This window comes from Pseudomonas sp. ARP3, assembly GCF_001029595.1.
GTDB lineage: Bacteria > Pseudomonadota > Gammaproteobacteria > Pseudomonadales > Pseudomonadaceae > Aquipseudomonas > Aquipseudomonas rhodesiae.
On the sequence record NZ_LEKF01000025.1, the window covers coordinates 1 to 20,983 of the forward strand.

14 protein-coding genes and 1 pseudogene are annotated in these 20,983 nt (G+C 57.4%); 2 read left to right on the forward strand and 13 right to left on the reverse strand.

The genetic code is table 11. The features are described from left to right. Positions 1–127 precede the first annotated feature (127 nt). The 13 genes and pseudogenes from wbpA to mtnA all read right to left on the reverse strand — a co-directional run. Positions 128–1,048: pseudogene (gene wbpA, locus ABX75_RS23245) on the reverse strand (UDP-N-acetyl-D-glucosamine 6-dehydrogenase); the annotation flags it as partial. A 321-nt stretch (positions 1,049–1,369) separates the two neighbouring features. Beyond that, entirely contained in the window at positions 1,370–2,719 is a 1,350-nt protein-coding gene (locus tag ABX75_RS23255; protein ID WP_173668943.1) for a Wzz/FepE/Etk N-terminal domain-containing protein, read from the reverse strand. A 411-nt stretch (positions 2,720–3,130) separates the two neighbouring features. Next, positions 3,131–3,361: a lipopolysaccharide assembly protein LapA domain-containing protein gene (locus ABX75_RS23260; protein ID WP_034137446.1), complete on the reverse strand. Its 231-nt coding sequence runs from the start codon at positions 3,359–3,361 to the stop codon at positions 3,131–3,133. A gap of 24 nt (positions 3,362–3,385) precedes the next feature. Beyond that, positions 3,386–3,682 carry an integration host factor subunit beta gene (ihfB, locus tag ABX75_RS23265; RefSeq protein ID WP_008437689.1) on the reverse strand — a complete coding sequence of 99 codons (297 nt, stop codon included), beginning with the start codon at positions 3,680–3,682 and terminating at the stop codon, positions 3,386–3,388. A gap of 203 nt (positions 3,683–3,885) precedes the next feature. Then, entirely contained in the window at positions 3,886–4,548 is a 663-nt protein-coding gene (locus tag ABX75_RS28760; protein ID WP_080761407.1) for an acetyltransferase, read from the reverse strand. Positions 4,549–6,355: 1,807 nt separating this feature from the next. After that, complete coding sequence (gene rpsA / locus ABX75_RS23280) at positions 6,356–8,041, reverse strand: 30S ribosomal protein S1 (RefSeq protein WP_034096538.1); 1,686 nt, start codon at positions 8,039–8,041, stop codon at positions 6,356–6,358. 119 nt (positions 8,042–8,160) lie between these two features. After that, positions 8,161–8,850, reverse strand: a complete 690-nt coding sequence (gene cmk / locus ABX75_RS23285) for a (d)CMP kinase (RefSeq protein ID WP_034096537.1) — start codon at positions 8,848–8,850, stop codon at positions 8,161–8,163. Continuing rightward, on the reverse strand, positions 8,847–11,057 hold the full coding sequence (locus ABX75_RS23290; RefSeq protein ID WP_047882746.1) for a bifunctional prephenate dehydrogenase/3-phosphoshikimate 1-carboxyvinyltransferase: 2,211 nt from the start codon (positions 11,055–11,057) through the stop codon (positions 8,847–8,849). Before ABX75_RS23290 ends, cmk begins: the two co-directional genes overlap by 4 nt. Positions 11,058–11,085: 28 nt before the next feature. Further along, on the reverse strand, positions 11,086–12,198 hold the full coding sequence (hisC, locus tag ABX75_RS23295; RefSeq protein WP_034096535.1) for a histidinol-phosphate transaminase: 1,113 nt from the start codon (positions 12,196–12,198) through the stop codon (positions 11,086–11,088). Positions 12,199–12,207: 9 nt separating this feature from the next. Next, entirely contained in the window at positions 12,208–13,302 is a 1,095-nt protein-coding gene (pheA, locus tag ABX75_RS23300) for a prephenate dehydratase (protein WP_034096534.1), read from the reverse strand. Then, complete coding sequence (serC, locus tag ABX75_RS23305; protein ID WP_034096533.1) at positions 13,302–14,387, reverse strand: 3-phosphoserine/phosphohydroxythreonine transaminase; 1,086 nt, start codon at positions 14,385–14,387, stop codon at positions 13,302–13,304. Before serC ends, pheA begins: the two co-directional genes overlap by 1 nt. A gap of 243 nt (positions 14,388–14,630) precedes the next feature. Continuing rightward, positions 14,631–17,285, reverse strand: a complete 2,655-nt coding sequence (gene gyrA, locus ABX75_RS23310; RefSeq protein ID WP_040266113.1) for a DNA gyrase subunit A — start codon at positions 17,283–17,285, stop codon at positions 14,631–14,633. 423 nt (positions 17,286–17,708) lie between these two features. Next, the gene (gene mtnA / locus ABX75_RS23315) at positions 17,709–18,779 is read right to left on the reverse strand and encodes an S-methyl-5-thioribose-1-phosphate isomerase (RefSeq protein ID WP_040266111.1); all 1,071 of its coding nucleotides are present in this window, start codon (positions 18,777–18,779) and stop codon (positions 17,709–17,711) included. Positions 18,780–18,888: 109 nt separating this feature from the next. Between mtnA and ABX75_RS23320 the strand changes: the two genes are divergently transcribed. Continuing rightward, a complete protein-coding gene (locus ABX75_RS23320) occupies positions 18,889–20,220 on the forward strand; it encodes a TRZ/ATZ family hydrolase (RefSeq protein ID WP_047882747.1) in 1,332 nt (443 codons plus the stop codon). A 64-nt stretch (positions 20,221–20,284) separates the two neighbouring features. Next, on the forward strand, positions 20,285–20,983 hold the full coding sequence (gene ubiG, locus ABX75_RS23325) for a bifunctional 2-polyprenyl-6-hydroxyphenol methylase/3-demethylubiquinol 3-O-methyltransferase UbiG (protein ID WP_010211967.1): 699 nt from the start codon (positions 20,285–20,287) through the stop codon (positions 20,981–20,983).

A 20,983-nucleotide genomic window follows, 5' to 3' on the forward strand; every position in this document is an offset into this window, starting at 1 on the left:
CCTGAGTCAGCTGCCGGTAATGCGTAGTCATCTGCGCTTGAATCCTTCGGTGTGAGAGCCTGGATTCTACCGGTGGCTGGCTCTCTGCCTCTCGTTTCAAGCGTTGCGCTTATTCTATGAATTCAGGGGGCATTGCCTGGTTAACCTCACCAGAGAGTTCGATGAAGCGAGTGTGCAAGCCGTATTCGCGAGCCTTCCACGTCAAGTAGAACGGGTCGATTGGAATGCAGTGGCCGCCAAGACCCGGACCCGGGTAATAAGCGGTAAAGCCAAAAGGTTTAGTGGCTGCGGCATCCACCACTTCAAAAATATCAATACCCATACGGTCAGCAACGACTTTCATCTCGTTGACTAGACCGATATTGACGGCGCGATGGATATTTTCCAGCAACTTGGTCATCTCTGCCGCTTTAGTAGAGCTGACCGGAACAACCTGATCGATAGCTTGTTCATAGAGCGCAGTACCGACTTCCAGGCACGCCGCCGTGTCACCACCGATTATTTTCGGGATAGTGCGGGTTTCAAAGTTTGGATTGCCTGGATCTTCACGCTCAGGAGAGTAGACCAAAAAGATGTTCTCACCCACTACAAGACCACCTTCCTGTACGCGAGGGAGCAGCTCCTCAACGGTAGTACCAGGATAGGTAGTACTTTCCAGCGATACGATTTGACCTGCACGTAAGTAAGGCTTGATCGCGTCGGTGGTGTTGATGACGAAGCTCATGTCCGGCTCGCGGTACTTGTTGAGCGGTGTGGGCACGCACAAGATCAACGCATCACATTCAGCAACACGCTTGAAATCGACAGTAGCTTCAAAGCCCGAGTTGCGTGCGGCAGCAATTTTCGCGGAGGGGATATGCTCGATGTAGCTTTTGCCAGCGTTAAGCTCGTCGACCTTCTCTAGGTCAATATCGATGCCGAGTACGCGAAAGCCAATCGCATTGTAACGAAGCATTAAAGGCAGCCCGACATAACCAAGACCAACAATCCCGATCAACGCCTCCTTACTTTTGAACTTGGTAACACTGGCCAGCTTCTGCAGGTGCATTCGTAACGCTCCAATTAAACTAAAAAAATTTTAAAGTCAGTGCATGGCCCGTCATATGGTGATCTCTTGTTATCAAGTCTCACACAATGGCTCCAACCTTGCGCGGTTCTATCGTTACTCAAAGGCTGGTAGCATCAGATGACGGGTGTGCGGGCTAGCTCTCCCAAGGCGAATCGCTTCGCATCAGACATGAAACGAATTAAATCATAGCTTCGCTCCGAAATCCGCATAAAGATAGCGTGACAGGGGTACCCGGTCATGATAGACATCATAAAGCCATCATCCCTGACCGCGGCAATACCCCTTTTGACAGTACCCATCTCAGAGCGCTTCAACATTCGACAGCAGCGCTTTTTTTGCAGGGATTGATGAATGTGGCAGCAACGTCGTATCCGAACTGTTTTCACGGCGACTTTGGTCGGTGCCTCGCACAAATGCAGCAACCAGGCCCAACATCAAACCAAACACAATTCCGATAATGATAAGCAACATTTTCTTAGGTTTCACGGGTCCCAACGGATCAATGGCCTTTTTGTCAATTGTAACAAGCTTCAAGCCGCTCATATCGACATTTAGGTTGCGCAGTCGCACTTCTTCAGCGCGCAGAGGCTGTACACCACTGAGGAACAGATCTTCGTTTTTCCGCTGATTGAGCACTTCGACCTCACGATTAGCCTGAAGAAGCTGAAGCTCCTTGGCTATCTGGGCGATCCGCGCCTCGGTGAAGTCATCTGACTTGCGTTGCAACAGCGCAGCCCGCTCAGCCAACAGGGCATCTACGCCCATGAAATACAGGGGGATTTGCTGATTGTTTACCTCTGTCCGCATTACAGGCTGGCTTCCCTGGACACCCGCCCCCCCCAGAGAAGAAGGAGTGCTCGGCTTCTGGATACCTAGAGATTTCGCGATCCCAATCGCTTCGTTCAACTGCGCAATTTGGTCAGCACGCTGATTTTTCAGCTGGGCACGCAGAGCTTTCAATTCATCCTGCAGCTGAGCCCGCTTGAGATTATCCTCCTCGGTCAACTTAGCGATTTTAGCCGCCTTGTCAGTAACATAACTGGAGCGCGCTGAATCGAGCCTGCCAGCAAGTTCACTCAAACGGTTCCTGACAATCACTTCCATATCAGCAGCGATTTGCTGACGCTGACTTTCAATCGCGTACTGAACAAAGCCGTTTAGAATAGCGACGCCAGCAACACCCTCGGGGTAGTTCATTACCAGTTTAATATAAGCATTCAAGGAACCCGCGTTCTTGGCATCAGGAACCACTAATTTAATTGAGTTATAATTAAACTCTTCAAAACTTTGCTCCAAAGTTCTGCCGGGGCGTTCAAAATTTTTGAACAACTTTTGGTTCGCCCTGAAAAAACCAAGGCGAGTCTCATAGGACTCAAGAGAAGCACCCACCTTTATTAAAGCATCACCAGATGGCAACTGGTAAATTTCAGAGCGATTCAACGCATCTAGCTCATTGATCGCCGCTGGGCGCAAAACGCTACTAACTTGATATTCCGGACGCACGAGGAAAGCATAGGCACTTGCTAACGCTGCGACGACAACCGTGACCAACAATATCAGAGCCTTTTGCTGCAATACCATACGGCAAAAAATGTAGAGATCCATTTCATCAGATGAGGAAACGCGGGGAATTTGGAAGCTACTACTCACAACAAAAACCTGCCTTCAAAGAGAAACTGCGGGCTCGTTATGCGGAGCAAATTGTGTATTTTTTATTTTATTTTGATGACCGTGAAAACCCAGCGTCTCTGCCAGATTTTCAGCGCACAAAATGCACGTTATCGAGAACAGATTGCATTCTGCCATCTCTCAGACATATTACAAGCCTTGACATATCCGCAGAGCGCCTCAATGCATGACTAGCGGGAAGTCCTCAAATAACTCTCCTCTGAAGTGAAGACTGAACGAGCCGCCCGCAAGCGGCACCTTCGGTGTTTACGATGCCAAAAGCCCTTACCCATCTATACAGCAGCTGGAACGGCCAGACCAAGAATGCTTTCTAACGGCCAACACCAGGTCACGCACCCCACTTACCGATTTTGAGCACGGGCAATGTGCGAGCTATTGGATGAGCCTGGAACCTCGATTGCGGAACAATACGCCCAAAAAAGGGCCTACCAACATACCAATAATCAAGGACACCACCACGAATACTGATACCGGCATCTGCGCCGTAGCCAGACCAAAGAACACAAGGGAAACACCCTGCTTATTTTCCAAAATGAACACTAACACTACCAGAACAATTATCAGCGTCGCCAATACAACTGCGACTCGCTTAACCCCACGCATAACCTTCTCCCACTCTGAAAAGACTCAGACGCTTTCTTCTTCATCTTCGTTCACTCGGTCACGCAGCTCTTTTCCAGGCTTGAAGTGAGGTACAAATTTTCCATCGAGACTGACGGACTGGCCCGTCTTTGGATTGCGGCCGACGCGCGGAGCACGATAGTGCAGCGAAAAGCTGCCAAAACCGCGAATTTCAATCCGATCCCCGGTCGCAAGGCATTGAGACATCTGTTCAAGCATTGTCTTGATAGCCAGCTCAACATCCTTGGATGAAAGCAGCCCTTGATGGGTGACAATTCGTTCGATCAACTCCGACTTCGTCATATTTTTCCCTTCTTTTTCAAGCAGCTAGATCAGCGCTTCAAAGGTTTTAGCACGACTTCAAGCTTTTGAAAAGCCCGTCGGAAGACTTCACATGGTAAGAACCGTAAAAAACCTGTACGACCCCTCTATGATGTATATTCTCATCCCTACTCAAAGCGAACTTCAAACAAGCGGTACGAAAATACGAAGAGCTTTCGGCGACCTCATAAATACTTATCTCCCCGCCTCCTAGACCTAACAGCTTTTGCCGGAGAACCGTAAGCGACGGTATAGGACTGTACATCATCCAAAACCATCGATTGCCCTCCAATCACTGCATGCTCACCTATGTGCACGCCATGGCGCAAGCTAGCGCCAATCCCCACAGCCGAAGACCTCCCCACCTGACAGCTCCCGCCAGTGGTAACACCAGGCGCCAAACTGGAAAAATCCTGCATTGCAGAGTCGTGATCAAGAGACGCCTTCGTATTAACGATACAGAAATCACCTATCTGGCAACTTGGATTTACAACCGCCCCAGCCATAATTACCGTTCCAGCCCCAATTGAAACATCGATTCCGATAACCGCTGCAGGGTGTATTGCGCTGACAAAACGTAGACTAGGGCAGAGCATTGCGATTCGAGTCACCACACTCTCCCTAACCGCGTTATCTCCTATGGCAACAATCGCCCCGTCGATGCGATGCTCACTGATAAGGCTAGGGAGATCTGCCTCATTGCCAATGATTTCATAGCCGAGCGTTTGTGCCCCCAGCGGCCTCAAACTATCTACGAAGCCAACGATTTTATAGCGCGCCTGTTTTTCGACGATATCAACAACTACTTTGGCGTGACCGGAAGAACCGATCAGTACGATTTTTTCCACACTAAACTCCTAGAGATACAGCTCCCATTGTCATTCCTAGTCGACAGCCGGTCGGATGCATAGTTGTTGTTCATACACTAAGATCAGCACAACGCATATCGACTATTTAACACCTTGTCCATCACTCTATAAACTTATACACGCCTGCCAAACTTGCCTACTCATCCACGTAAAACTTAATTGGAGTCCCCCAATATCTCATATGTGACATGCACTGCTATAATTTCAGTCGAAAAATCAACTGCGTTGACTCCCGGCTATTATCACAACAACGTCAGACATCGAGTACGACACGGACTCACATCCACTATCCTTTTACCCCACCGCACATACGACTCCATACCGGAGGGGGGTCAGGTTAGGCGCCTAGACCGTTTTCATATCCAGTATTGAAACCAATTCGAGGTGGCCCCACAGTTTCTTCGGCAACGTCTGATTCATCCCCCCCCCAACGCCACTTGGACTTTTGCCTTCAACGCCAGATTGGCAGACACGAGCTTCCATAAGGTCCAGACATACCATAATGTGCATTTTTATAGAGAACGCCTTCCGTTGCCGCCATAGCACCATCAAAGTTTGTATGACTCCCAACCGCCCAACGTTCCGCTCACCCTTTTACCCTGATTCAGCTTGAGGTTGCTCGCCCAACTGCCCATAGTGGGTTTATTCGATCAATAGCCATAACCATCTTGCAACCCCGTGCTCCCCGCAGAGGATTCTGAGCCGATCACGCAAGCGGTTCAGGCTCATCATCACTCTTAGCCTCGTCTGCTAATGCCAGCTCACCCCATAAACCAGTCAGTCGCAAACCTAAGGCGGTGCCGCGTGGCTCGTTTCCCAATTCACTGCCAGTTTCAGGTGCCGGTTGAGAAAGCTCTCAACACCCGCTCACCAGCGCGACAACTGCACGCATAGATGTTGGCATCGTCGATATAGCGATCTAAGCAGTGCTCTCCTCCGCTCCAATTCACGGCCCAGCTCATCAAAAAGGATATTCGACAGTAACAGCGAGAGGAGGTCGCCTTGTGGCATTCCTTCCTGCAGTCAGCTGGCGATCCAACCCGACATATATCCTACTTCAAGATAACGGCGGATCAACCTGAGCATGTACCTGTCCTCAGTGTGACGCTCTATCTTGTCCATAAGAACTTCGTGATTCACTTAATCAAAGAACTTCCCCAGATCGAGCTCCATGCATCAACGATGGCTTGCTGCCATATGGGCGTGAGCCGTTTTAATGGCTTGATGGCACTCCGACTTAGACGAAACCCTCGGATTCCGACTGATACTTAGGATGAAAGCCCTCTTATCGAGAGATTTCTACTTTATTGGCATTCGATGAAACGCTAACGCCCATCGGCGGCATAACCAGTTCAGCTCTTCGTGGCAGGCTTTTTGCTATTTACCACAGCTTCGGCTGATTTCTGCTGACCATCCCGTCGCCTCTCGACGCCAGGAAAAACAGTAGATCCCCCAGGGGCAATTCGCGCACCCTTCCTTCTTATGCCGTCGGATATAAGCCGTAGCATTCCGTGCAGGTACCGTGCTTAACAATTTTCACCGCCTTACCTCACTATGCAATTTCTGTATGCTTCCTATTCGTTAGACAAGCATTTTGTCTCAGACCTCCTTTAGATTCGCAGTCATCCACGCCCCCCCATTGTCTCTGCCTAAGATTTACCCTTGCCGCGCGTGTAGGAGGGCTTTACCTCCACTCACCAACAAAGCCAGCACAGCCAAGCTGGTTACTCTTCGCGCACAAAAAAGGGCGACCGAAGTCGCCCTTTTCCTACAGCTTTTACAGAACTTAGTTCTGCTTAGCCATTGCTTCGCGCAGCAGGGAGGCCATGGTGGTCTCGCCTTGTGCAGCTTCTGGAGCCGATTTCAGGCTCTGGATAGCTTCTTTCTCTTCCACTTCGTCTTTCGACTTGATGGAGAGTTGGATTACGCGGCTCTTGCGGTCAACGCTGATGATCTTGGCTTCTACTTCCTGGCCTTCTTTCAGAACGTTGCGCGCGTCTTCAACGCGGTCACGGCTGATTTCGGAGGCTTTCAGAGTCGCTTCGATATCGTCGGCCAGAGTGATGATGGCGCCTTTAGCGTCAACTTCTTTCACAGTGCCCTTAACGATTGCGCCTTTGTCGTTCTCTTGAACGTACTCGGAGAACGGATCGCTTTCCAGTTGCTTGATACCCAGGGAGATGCGCTCGCGCTCTGGGTCAACCGACAGGATAACGGTGTCCAGCTCGTCGCCCTTCTTGAAACGACGAACAGCTTCTTCGCCCACTTCGTTCCAGGAGATGTCGGACAGGTGAACCAGGCCGTCGATGCCGCCGTCCAGACCAATGAAGATACCGAAATCGGTGATCGACTTGATGGTGCCGGAGATTTTATCGCCCTTGTTGAACTGGCCAGAGAAATCTTCCCATGGGTTAGATTTGCACTGCTTGATACCCAGGGAGATACGACGACGCTCTTCGTCGATGTCCAGAACCATAACTTCCACTTCGTCGCCGACTTGTACGACTTTCGAAGGGTGGATGTTTTTGTTGGTCCAGTCCATTTCGGAAACGTGCACCAGGCCTTCCACGCCTTCTTCCAGCTCAGCGAAGCAGCCGTAGTCGGTCAGGTTGGTAACACGCGCGGTCACGCGAGTGCCTTCTGGGTAACGTGCTTTGATAGCAACCCATGGATCTTCGCCCAGCTGCTTCAAGCCCAGGGAAACGCGGTTGCGCTCACGATCGTACTTCAGAACCTTGACATCGATCTCGTCGCCAACATTGACGATTTCGGAAGGATGCTTGATACGCTTCCAAGCCATGTCGGTAATGTGCAGCAGGCCATCGACGCCACCCAGATCGACGAATGCGCCGTAATCGGTGAGGTTTTTGACGATACCTTTGACTTGTTGGCCTTCCTGCAGGGATTCCAGCAGAGCTTCACGCTCGGCGGAGTTCTCTGCTTCCAGGACGCTGCGACGGGAAACGACAACGTTGTTGCGCTTCTGGTCGAGCTTGATGACCTTGAATTCGAGTTCTTTGCCTTCCAGGTGCGTGGTGTCGCGCACTGGACGAACGTCGACCAAAGAACCTGGCAGGAACGCACGGATGCCGTTAACGTCGACAGTGAAGCCGCCTTTAACCTTACCGTTGATAACGCCCTTGACCACTTCTTCAGCTGCGAAGGCTGCTTCGAGAACAATCCAGCATTCAGCGCGCTTGGCTTTTTCACGGGACAGCTTGGTTTCACCGAAACCGTCTTCAACCGAGTCCAGAGCAACGTGAACTTCGTCACCGACATTGATTGTCAGATCACCAGCATCGTTGTAGAACTGTTCCAGCGGGATCAGAGCTTCAGACTTCAGACCAGCGTGAACGGTTACCCAGCGAGCTTGGTAATCGATATCAACGATAACACCGGTGATGATGGAGCCTGCCTGAAGGTTCAGGGTTTTTAGGCTTTCTTCAAAGAGTTCCGCAAAGCTTTCGCTCATTTTAATTCCTGTTGATAAGGGCGAAGAATACGCCCATCTCCACACCCCAGACGGTGTGGGTCAGTTTCAATTAAAAGAAGCACCGCAGGACTATGACTGGTCCCCTGCAGCCTTCTTGGTCACCCGGCGATATCGCGAATGGCGATCTCGCTCATGATGCGTTCCAGCACCTGCTCGATGGACAACTCCGTGGAATCCAGCTGTATGGCATCGGCCGCCGGTTTGAGCGGGGCTACTGCGCGCTGGGTATCACGCTCATCGCGTGCACGGATCTCATCTAGCAGACTCGACAGACTAACACCATCGACTTTGCCCTTCAACTGCAAGTAGCGGCGGCGCGCCCGCTCTTCGGCGCTGGCCGTCAGAAAAATCTTCAGCGGCGCCTCGGGAAATACCACAGTGCCCATATCGCGCCCATCGGCGACCAGGCCCGGGGGCTCCTGAAACGCCCGCTGGCGCTGCAGCAGTGCATCCCGTACGGCCGGCAACGCCGCCACTTGGGACGCTCCGGAGCCGACATCTTCAGTGCGAATGGCATCACTGACTTCGTCGCCCTCCAGAATGATGCGCTGCAGTTGACCGTCTGTCGCGGCAATGAATTGCACATCCAGATGAGCTGCAAGCTGGGTCAGCAACGCTTCATTGGTCAGGTCGACCCCGTGGTTACGCGCGGCGAACGCCAGCAAGCGATACAGCGCGCCGGAATCCAGCAGGCCCCAGCCAAGGCGCTTTGCCAGGATGCCGGCGATCGTGCCTTTACCCGAACCGCTTGGCCCATCGATGGTTATCACCGGTGCTTTGATATTCACAATTGAGCCTCTTGGGCAACACGGATGCCGACTTGGGCACACAGTGTAAGAAAATTCGGAAAAGACGTAGCAACATTGGCGCAGTCATGGATATGAATCGGCGCAGCCGCCCGCAACCCAGCCACACTAAAGGCCATGGCAATACGATGGTCCCCATGGGCATGAACCTCACCCCCCGCCATCGGGCCGCCGTCAATGATAAGCCCATCAGGGGTGGCTTCACACTTCACGCCCAGCGCCAACAGACCGTCGGCCATGACCTGGATACGATCGGACTCCTTGACCCGCAACTCTTGCGCGCCGCGTAAAACGGTTCGCCCTTCAGCGCACGCCGCCGCGATAAACAATACTGGAAACTCATCGATCGCCAACGGCACCAGGGCCTCGGGGATTTCAATACCCGTCAGCGCAGCCGCACGCACCCGCAGGTCGGCCACCGGCTCGCCACCCACTTCACGGGGATTTTCCAGCGTGATATCCGCGCCCATCAGCCGCAGTATATCGATCACGCCGGTGCGTGTCGGGTTGATGCCAACATGCTCCAGCACCAGTTCGGAACCCTCGGCAATCGAGGCAGCCACCATAAAGAACGCCGCCGACGAGATATCCCCCGGCACTTCAATATGGGTCGCCTTGAGCGCATGGCCGGATTCAACCGATGCCGTCGCCCCGTCCACCGCCACGGGATAACCAAAGCCGCGCAACATACGCTCGGTATGATCACGGGTTGGCGCCGGTTCAGTCACCGCGGTCTTTCCATCGGCATACAGACCGGCCAGCAGCAGGCAGGATTTAACCTGGGCGCTGGCCATCGGCAGCGTGTAGGTCAAACCCTTCAGGGACTGGCCACCGCGAATAGTCAACGGTGGTCGCCCTTGCGGGCCGGTTTCGATCTGCGCGCCCATTTCACGCAGCGGCTCGGCCACGCGGTTCATCGGGCGATTGGACAGCGACGCGTCGCCAGTCAATACGCTGTCGAAGCTTTGCGCAGCCAGCAACCCACAGAGCAAGCGCATGGATGTGCCGGAATTACCCAGATAAATCGGACCCGGCGCAGGTTTCAGACCATGCAGCCCCACCCCGTGGATGATCACGCGACCATGGTGCGGACCTTCGATCACCACACCCATGTCGCGAAACGCCTGCAAGGTCGCCAGGGCATCTTCGCCTTCAAGAAAGCCTTCGATTTCGGTCACGCCGTCGGCCAATGAGCCCAGCATGATGGAGCGATGGGAGATCGACTTATCCCCGGGCACCCGGATACGCCCACTGAGGCGGCCACCTGGATTGGCGAGAAAGGTCAACGCATCGGCGTTCACAGCGGTTTCCATATAGGCCCGGCGAGCCAGGATCTTGCTGAAATGTTCACGCGCCACCCGCGCACGGGTGAACACGCCCAATAATTGATGGCCATCCCCGGCGTCGACCGCATCGCGCAAAGCGTCGAGATCGCTGCGGAAGGTGTCCAGGGTGCGCAACACCGCCTCGCGATTGGCCAGGAAGATGTCGTGCCACATCACCGGGTCGCTGCCGGCAATCCGCGTGAAATCGCGGAAACCTCCGGCGGCGTAACGGAAAATTTCAAGGTTCTCGTTGCGCTTGGCCAACGAATCCACCAGGCCAAAGGCAAGTAAATGCGGCAAATGACTGGTCGCCGCCAGCACTTCATCGTGCCGCTCGACCTGCATATGCTCCACATCCGCCCCTAGCTCGCGCCACAGACGATCCACCACCGCCAAGGCCGCTGGATCCGTTTGCTCAAGCGGCGTCAGGATGACCTTATGCCGGCGGAACAACTGCGCATTCGACGCCTCCACCCCGCTCTGCTCGGAGCCGGCAATCGGATGCCCAGGCACGAAGCGCGCGGGCATGCCGCTGAAAGCCTGTTGCGCTGCACGCACCACATTGCCCTTGGCACTGCCGACATCGGTCAGAATCGCTTGCCCCAGGTCCATCTGGGCCAGCACGGCTAGCAGCTTTTCCATGGCCAGGATGGGCACGGCGAGCTGGATCACGTCAGCACCTTTACACGCGAGCGCCAGGTCGGCTTCACAGCGATCCACCACGCCCAACTCAACGGCCAGTTGGCGCGATTGCGGGTCCAGGTCGACGCCCACTACTTCACCGCACAGCCCGCTTTCACGCAGGCCCTTGGCGAAGGAACCGCCGATCAAGCCCAGACCCACTACCACCAGGCGACCGATCATAGGCACAGCAGGTTGCAATGCAGTGACATCAACCACGGGCCAGAACCTTGGCCAACGCCTCCAGGAAGCGACTGTTTTCAGCCGGCAAGCCGATGGTGATACGCAGGTGGTTCGGCATGCCGTAGTTGGCCACCGGGCGCACGATCACACCTTCGCGCAGCAACCCTTGAAATATCGGCGCAGCCACTTGGCCCAGATCGACACAGATAAAGTTGCCCTTGGACGGAATCCAGCCCAGGCCCAATGCGCGGAAGCCATCCTGCAACTGCTGCATACCGCTTTCATTGAGGCGACGACTTTCTTCCAGGTAGTCGACATCCTTCACCGCCGCACAGGCCGCCGCCAGGGCGAGGCTGTTGACGTTGAACGGCTGGCGCACGCGGTTCAGCACATCGGCGACCACCGCGCTCGACAGGCCATAGCCCACCCGCAGCGATGCCAGGCCATAGGCCTTGGAAAACGTGCGCGACACCAGCAGGTTCGGATACGCCGCGAGGAAATCCAGGCCGTCCGGCAGGTCGCTGCCTTCGGCGTACTCGATATAGGCTTCGTCCAGCACCACCAGCACATGCTCCGGCACGTCCTGCAGGAAGTCGTTCAAGGCTTCGGCACCGAACCAGGTGCCGGTGGGGTTGTTCGGGTTGGCGATGAACACCACGCGGGTCTGCGCGTCGATGGCCGCCAGCATGGCTGGCAGGTCATGCCCCCACTCCTTGGCTGGAATCACCCGCGCTTCGGCACCGACGGCCTGAGTCACGATCGGGTAGACCGCGAACGCGTGCTCGCTGAACACCGCATTCAGGCCCGGGGCGAGATAAGCACGACCTACCAGCTCAAGAATGTCGTTGGAGCCGTTGCCCAGGGTCACCTGGTTCAGTTCCACACGACATTGCTCCGCCAACAAGGACTTGAGTGCGAAGCCATTGCCATCCGGATAACGGGTCAGCTCCACCAGCTCTTCACGAATCGCCGCCAACACCTTGGGGCTTGGGCCCAACGGGTTCTCGTTACTGGCCAGCTTGACGATGTTGGCCGGATCCAGGTTCAACTCGCGCGCCAGCTCGTCCACCGGCTTGCCCGGAACGTAAGGCGACAGTTGTTGCACGCCCGGCTGAGCCAGGGCGAGGAAGTTGCCACTCATGTTAACGCCTCACAAAACCGCTTTCGGGTAGGAGCCCAGCACCTTGAGTGCCACGGCCTCCTGACTGATCTTCTCGAGCACGCCTTTGACCAGCGGGTCGCGGTGATGGCCGACGAAATCGATAAAGAACACGTAGGTCCATTTACCGCTGCGCGAAGGCCGAGTCTCGATGCGCGTCAGATCGATCCCATTGTCATGGAACGGCACCAGCAGCTCATGCAGGGCGCCGGGCTTGTTGCTCATGGAAACGATGATCGAAGTCTTGTCGTCGCCGGTCGGCGGCACTTCCTGATTGCCGATCATCAAAAAGCGCGTGGAGTTGTCCGGGCGGTCTTCGATTTTTTCCGCCAGGCGCGTCAGGCCATACAGGCCCGCGGCCATATCCCCGGCGATCGCCGCCGAATTCCATTCGCCCTTGACCCGCTTGGCCGCTTCGGCGTTGCTGGACACCGCCACGCGCTCGACATTCGGGTAGTGAGCGTCCAGCCATTTGCGGCATTGAGCCAGAGACTGAGCGTGGGAATAAATGCGGCTAATACTGTCGGTCTTGGTGTTCTCGCCCACCAACAAGTGGTGGTGGATACGCAGCTCCACTTCGCCACAGATCACCATGTCGTGTTCAAGGAAGCTGTCGAGGGTGTGGTTGACCGCGCCTTCGGTGGAGTTTTCCACCGGCACCACGCCAAAATTCACCGCACCGGCCGCCACTTCGCGGAACACTTCGTCGATCGCCGCCATTGGTTTGCTGATCACCGCGTGGCCGAAGTGCTTCATGGCCGCCGCTTGGGTGAAAGTGCCCTCAGGACCGAGGTACGCCACTTTCAGCGGCTGCTCCAGGGCCAGGCACGACGACATGATTTCACGGAACAACCGCGCCATCTCTTCGTTACCCAACGGGCCCTTGTTGCGCTCCATTACACGCTTGAGCACTTGGGCTTCGCGCTCAGGGCGGTAGAACACCGGCACTTCGCCTTCGGCCAGGGACGCCATCTTCACTCGCGCCACTTCCTGGGCGCATCGCGCGCGCTCGCTGATCAGCTCCAGGACTTTCTCGTCCAGGCTGTCAATGCGAACGCGCAGGGCCTTGAGTTCTTGTTCAGACATTAGCCGTGTTCCTTTTCGAACTCTGCCATGTAGGCCACCAGCGCGTTGATCGCGTTGATGTCGACAGCGTTGTAGATGGAGGCGCGCATGCCACCTACCGAACGGTGGCCTTTGAGGTTGAGCAGACCGCGTTCGTCGGCACCGGCCAGGAACGGCTTGTCCAGACGATCATCGGCCAGGCGGAACGGTACGTTCATCCACGAGCGATCCGTTTTGTTGATCGGGTTGCTGTAGAGGCCGCTGGCGTCGATGAAGTCGTACAGGGTGCGCTTCTTCACTTCGTTAAGCTTGCCCATGGCAGCCACACCGCCCTGCTCCTTGAGCCACTCAAACACCAGGCCCGACAGGTACCAGGCGAACGCCGGCGGCGTGTTGTACATCGAGCCGTTATCGGCCGCGACCTTGTAGTTGAGCATGGTCGGGCACAGCGAACGGGCGCGGCCCAGCAGGTCTTCGCGGATGATGTTGACCAGGATGCCGCTCGGGCCGATGTTCTTCTGTGCGCCGGCGTAGATCATGCCGTATTTGGACACATCGATCGGGCGCGAGAGGATGTCCGAGGACATGTCGCACACCAACGGGACGTCACCGACTTCCGGCACCCAGTCGAACTCCAGGCCACCGATGGTTTCGTTCTGTACGTAGTGCACGTAGGCCGCGTCCTTCGACAGCTTCCACTCGTTCTGACCGGGAATCGCGAAATAGTCGTAAGGCTTGGCGGTGCCCGCCACATTGACGTGGCCGTAGCGCGAGGCCTCCTCAATGGCTTTCTGCCCCCAGATACCGGTGTCGATGTAATCCGCAGTGCCGTCTTCCGGCAGCAGATTCAGCGGGATCTGGGCGAATTGCTGACTGGCGCCGCCTTGCAGGAACAACACTTTGTAATTGGATGGGATGTCCAGCAAGTCGCGCAGGTCCTGCTCGGCCTTGGTGGCAATGGACACGAACTCATCGCTGCGATGGCTCATTTCCATCACGGAGAGGCCTTTTCCATGCCAGTCGAGGAGTTCACCCTGCGCGCGCTGCAGGACTGCTTCAGGAAGCGCCGCGGGACCGGCACAGAAGTTATAGGCTCTCTTGCTCACATCCAATCTCACTCTGATCTGGTGGGGCTGCAATCATGTTCGGTAACAACCTTTATCTGGAGCGCCCCCTTGTGGGAGCTGGCTTGCCGGCGATAAGGGCACCTCGGTAGCGCAGTGATACCGCGGCGCTGCCATCGCAGGCAAGCCAGCTCCCACATTGACCGCGTCCAGCCAAAGGACGTGTTATTTCATAAGGGACAAACAACAAGGGGGCGAATCTTCATCCGCCCCCTGTGTGTCCGCTTATTCCTGCGGTTCTTCTTCGTCTGCGGCAGCGTCGAGGGTTGGCTCGTCGACGGTGTCATCGCCTGTCGGGATCACCTCGCCTTCAAACTCCTCACCTTCCAGCTCTTCGCCTTCGACTTCCGAGGGTTCCTGGACGCGTTCCAGGCCCACCAGTTTTTCGTCCTTGGCCAGCTTGATCAAGGTGACGCCCTGAGTGTTACGACCCAGGCTCGACACTTCGGCCACGCGAGTACGTACCAAGGTACCCTGGTCGGAAATCAGCATGATTTCCTCGCCGTCGAGCACTTGCACCGCGCCGACCAGACGGCCGTTGCGCTCGTTGCTGACCATGGCGATCACGCCCTGGCCGCCACGCTTGTACTCCGGGAACTCGCTGATGGCGGTGCGCTTGCCGTAACCACGCTCGGAAGCGGTGAGGATCTGGCTGCCTTCTTCCGGGATCAGCATCGAGATCAGCTTCTGCCCTTCCGGCAGACGCATGCCGCGCACACCGCGGGCGGTACGACCCATGGCGCGTACGTCGGACTCCTTGAAGCGCGTAACCTTGCCACCGTCGGAGAACAGCATGACTTCACGTTCGCCGTCGGTGATGGCGGCCGAGATCAACACGTCGCCTTCGTCCAGCTCCAGGGCGATCAGGCCCACGCTGCGCTGACGGCTGAAGGATTCCAGTGGGGTCTTCTTCACGGTGCCTTTGGCGGTGGCCATGAAGATGAAGTGACCTTCGGTGTATTCCTCGACCGGCAGCATGGTGGTGATGTACTCGTCACTGTCCAGCGGCAGCAGGTTGACCAACGGACGACCACGAGCGGCACGGGAGGCTTCCGGGATCTCGTAGGTCTTGAGCCAGTACACCTTGCCCTTGCTGGAGAACAGCAGCAGCGTGGTGTGGCTGTTGGCGACCAGCAGGTGAGCGATGTAGTCCTCATCCTTCACGCCGGTAGCCGATTTACCTTTACCGCCACGACGCTGGGCCTGGTAGGCCGCCAACGGTTGGGTCTTGGCGTAGCCGCCGTGGGAGATGGTCACCACGCGCTCTTCTTCCGGGATCATGTCGCCCAGGGTCAGGTCGAGGCGCGCATCGAGGATCTCGGTGCGGCGCACATCGCCGTACTCGGCGCGGATCACCTCCAGTTCTTCGCGGATCACTTCCATCAGGCGCACGGCGCTGCTGAGGATGCGGATCAACTCGCCGATCTGGTTGAGGATCTCCTGGTACTCGGCCAGCAGCTTCTCGTGCTCCAGACCGGTAAGGCGGTGCAGGCGCAGTTCCAGGATGGCCTGGGCCTGTTCCGGGGACAGGAAGTACTTGCCTTCGCGCAGACCGTATTGCGGGTCCAGGTTCTCCGGACGGCAGGAGTCGGCGCCAGCGCGCTCGACCATGGCTACCACGGCGCTGGATTCCCAAGGCGTGCTGATCAGCGCTTCCTTGGCTTCCGACGGGGTTGGCGAGGCTTTGATCAGCGCGATCACCGGATCGATGTTCGACAACGCAACCGCCTGGCCTTCCAGGATGTGACCACGTTCGCGGGCCTTGCGCAGTTCGAACACGGTACGGCGGGTGACGACTTCGCGACGGTGACGGACGAAGGCTTCCAGCAGATCCTTGAGGTTCAGGATGCGCGGGCGACCGTCGATGAGGGCTACGACGTTGATACCAAACACGCTTTGCAGCTGAGTCTGGGCGTAGAGGTTGTTGAGGATCACCTCCGGCACTTCGCCACGACGCAGCTCGATCACAACGCGCATACCGTCCTTGTCGGACTCGTCGCGCAGCTCGGTAATACCTTCGAGCTTCTTCTCCTTGACCAGCTCGGCGATCTTCTCGATCAGACGCGCCTTGTTCAGCTGGTACGGGAGTTCGGTGATCACGATCTGCTGGCGGCCACCGACCTTGTCGATGTCTTCGATGATCGAGCGGGCACGCATGTAAATGCGCCCGCGACCGGTGCGGTAGGCTTCGATGATACCGGCGCGACCATTGATGATCGCGGCGGTCGGGAAGTCCGGACCAGGGATGTATTGCATCAGCTCATCGACGGTCAGCTCAGGATTGTCGATGAGGGCCAGGCAACCGTCGATGACTTCACCGAGGTTGTGCGGCGGGATGTTGGTGGCCATGCCCACGGCGATACCGCTGGAACCGTTGACCAGCAGGTTGGGGATCTTGGTCGGCATGACGGCCGGGATCATTTCGGTGCCGTCGTAGTTCGGCACCCAGTCCACGGTTTCTTTATGCAGGTCGGCCAGCAGCTCGTGCGCCAGCTTGGTCATGCGCACTTCGGTGTATCGCATGGCCGCGGCGTTGTCGCCGTCGACCGAACCGAAGTTGCCCTGGCCGTCTACCAGCAGGTAGCGCAGGGAAAACGGCTGGGCCATACGTACGATGGTGTCGTACACCGCAGTGTCGCCGTGAGGGTGATACTTACCGATCACGTCACCGACAACACGGGCAGATTTCTTGTACGGCTTGTTCCAGTCGTTACCCAGCTCGCTCATCGCGAACAGCACACGCCGGTGCACGGGCTTCAAGCCATCGCGCGCATCAGGCAGTGCTCGACCGACAATCACGCTCATCGCGTAGTCGAGGTAGGACTGTTTCAGCTCGTCTTCGATATTGACCGGGAGGATTTCTTTGGCCAGTTCGCCCATGAGAAGCCTGATTCCTTTTTCGGGTGAAACTTCGTCACATCCATATGGGACGAACGAAGCTCGCCGCTGCCGGCAGAGTGCCTGACAACGACTTACGACAAATCAACGAGTTATGACACGGATCTGCACGTTATAGGCCGCCCCTCGGGGTGACCTTGGAAACCGCCGGATTTTATCACAATCGCCGCCACGCACCTATCCCCTTGATGGGCATGGAGCATAGTAAGTTGACGGATGACAGGCTTGAGGGCGACGAGAGGGGCTCAGAGGTGGGGTGGTGGTATTTTTCGAGGGAGAATCCGAGGGTTTTGTTGACTTTTAGGGCCAATCGGGGGCAAGCCCTCTCGCATACTGAAAATGTGAACACAGTCAAATGTGGAAGGGGGCTTGCCGCCGATGACCATTTCAGCCTTCACACAAACTTCAGTGCAGCCGCTTACGGCACATCAACTTGGCCAATTTCGCGGTATCCGGCCGTTCGACGATGCCTTTTTCGGTCACGATCACATCGATCAGATCGGCTGGCGTCACATCGAACACGGGGTTGTAAGCGCCAACGTCCAGACGTTGCCCCACCACCTCCAGCAACTCGCCCGCATTGCGCTCCTCAAGGGCGACGTCTTCACCGGTGGCCATCATCAGGTCCAGGGTAGAACTCGGCGCCACAACCATAAAACGCACGCCGTGGTGCATGGCGCAGACCGCCAGTTGGTAGGTGCCGATTTTGCCGACCACATCACCGTTGGCGGCGATGCAATCGGCACCGACGACCACCCAGGTCACACCTTTGGTCTTGAGGATATGGGCACCGGCCGAGTCGGCATTCACCGTGACCGGGATGCCCTCGCCCGCCAGTTCCCAGGCGGTCAGCCGTGAACCTTGCAGCCACGGACGGGTTTCATTGACGTAGACCTGCTCGACCATGCCCTCAAGGAATGCGCCACGGATCACCCCCAGCGCCGTGCCGACCCCGCCGGTGGCCAGCGCGCCCGCGTTGCCGTGGGTCAAAATGGCCTGGGCATTGCCCTGATGCTTGCGGATCAGGTCGACGCCCAATTGCGCCATGGTCAGGTTGGCTTCGCGGTCGCTTTCATGAATCGCAATGGCTTCGGCTTCCAGCGCAGCCAGCGGATCGGCGTGTTTCTTGAGACGGTCGAGGCGGTCTCGCATGCATTTGAGGGCCCAGAACAGGTTCGACGCGGTCGGACGGCTCTCGGCGAGCAGTGCGTAGTCTTCTTCCCACCCGGCCTGCCAGTCACCGCCCTCGGCGATGCGCGCCCGAGCGGCCAGTACCAGGCCATAGGCCGCGCTGATACCGATGGCTGCCGCGCCGCGCACCACCATCCCACGGATGGCCGCGGCCACTTCATCCACCGTGGCGCAGGCGACCCAACGCTCGTGGGACGGCAAGGCGCGTTGGTCGAGCAGGTGCAGCGTGCCGTCGCGCCAATCGATGGCCTTCACTTTCTCCGCAGCCAACAGTCGATCGCGCATCCCTTACTCCGCACTCATGAACAAAAGCCGCCGATTATAGCGATCCGCCAGCCAGGACGCTCGGGTATACTTCGCGCTTCTTTTATAGCTGCCCAGGAAGAAGCCCGCGATGACCCCCACCGCCGCCCCGCTCGACATCTTGCTGTTGCCGACCTGGCTGGTACCTGTGGAGCCCGCCAGCGTGGTGCTCAGGGAGCACGGCCTGGGCATCCGCGACGGGCGCATCGCCTTTATCGGGCCTCGGGCGGCAGCGTTGAAACTGCAGGCCGCCGAGGTGCGCGAGCTGCCGGGCATGCTGCTCAGCCCCGGCTTGATCAACGCCCACGGGCACGCGGCCATGAGCCTGTTTCGCGGCCTGGCCGATGATCTGCCGCTGATGACCTGGCTGGAGAAGCATATCTGGCCCGCCGAGGCCAAGTGGGTCGATGAAGCCTTTGTACGCGACGGCACCGACCTGGCTATCGCCGAACAGCTCAAAGGGGGCATCACCTGTTTCTCCGACATGTACTTCTACCCCAAGGTCGCCAGCGACTGCGTACACAACAGCGGCATGCGCGCGCAGATCGCGATTCCGATCCTCGATTTCCCGATCCCTGGCGCCAGCACCGCCGATGAAGCGATTCGCCAGGGCATCGAGCTGTTCGGCGACCTCAAGCACCACCCGCGCGTCAATATCACCTTCGGCCCCCACGCGCCCTACACTGTATGCGACGCCAACCTGGAGAAAATCCGAGTAATCGCCGAAGAACTCGACGCCGCCATCCATATGCATGTACACGAAACCGCCGGCGAGGTGCAGCAAGCCGTGGAGCAGACCGGCGAGCGGCCGTTGGCGCGCCTGAGCCGCCTCGGGCTGTTGGGGCCGCGCTTCCAGGCCGTTCACATGACTCAAATCAGCGAGGACGACCTGGTTTTGCTGGTAGAAAGCAATACCAGCGTGATCCATTGCCCTGAGTCGAACCTGAAACTGGCCAGTGGCTTCTGCCCGGTGGAACGTCTGTGGCAGGCTGGCGTCAATGTGGCCCTCGGCACCGACGGCGCCGCCAGCAACAACGACTTGGAATTACTCGGCGAAACCCGCACCGCTGCGATGTTGGCCAAGGCCGTCGCCGGTTCGGCCACCGCCCTGGACGCGCACCGCGCACTGCGCATGGCTACGCTCAACGGAGCGCGCGCCATGGGGCTGGACACTGAGATCGGCTCGCTGGAGCTGGGTAAGGCGGCGGATATCGTCGCCTTCGATCTGTCGGGGCTGGCGCAACAACCGATCTACGATCCGGTCTCACAGCTTATATATGCCACCGGACGCGATTGCGTGAAACACCTTTGGGTCGCCGGCAAGCAGTTGCTCGACGACCGGCGATTGACCCGCATGGATGAGCAACAGTTGACCGCCACGGCCGTCGCCTGGGGCAGGCGCATCAGCGGGCAGCACGAATAACGACGGTGGTGAACCTGCGCGTTCAACACCGGCCCACCGATTTATCAGATTCAGAGGATGCACCATGAGCAACGTCGACCACGCCGAAATCGCCAAATTCGAAGCCCTGGCCCACCGCTGGTGGGACCGCGAAAGCGAGTTCAAACCGCTGCACGACATCAACCCGCTGCGAGTCAACTGGATTGACGAACGCGTCAATCTGGCCGGCAAGAAGGTGCTGGACGTTGGCTGCGGCGGCGGCATCCTCAGCGAAGCCATGGCCCAGCGCGGTGCCACGGTGATGGGCATCGACATGGGCGAAGCGCCACTGGCCGTGGCCCAGTTGCACCAGTTGGAGTCCGGCGTAAACGTGGAGTACCGCCAGATCACCGCCGAAGCCCTGGCCGAAGAGATGCCCGAGCAGTTCGACGTGGTCACCTGCCTGGAAATGCTCGAACACGTGCCGGACCCGTCATCGGTGATCCGCGCGTGCTTCCGCATGGTCAAGCCGGGCGGCCAGGTATTTTTCTCCACCATCAACCGCAACCCCAAGGCGTACCTGTTCGCGATCATCGGCGCCGAATACATCATGAAGCTGCTGCCGCGCGGCACCCATGATTTCAAGAAATTCATCCGCCCCTCCGAGCTGGGGGCCTGGAGCCGCCAGGCCGGTTTGACCGTCAAGGACATTATCGGCCTGACCTACAACCCGCTGACCAAGCACTACAAGTTGGCCAACGACGTCGACGTCAACTACATGATCCAGACCCTGCGCGAGGAGTAA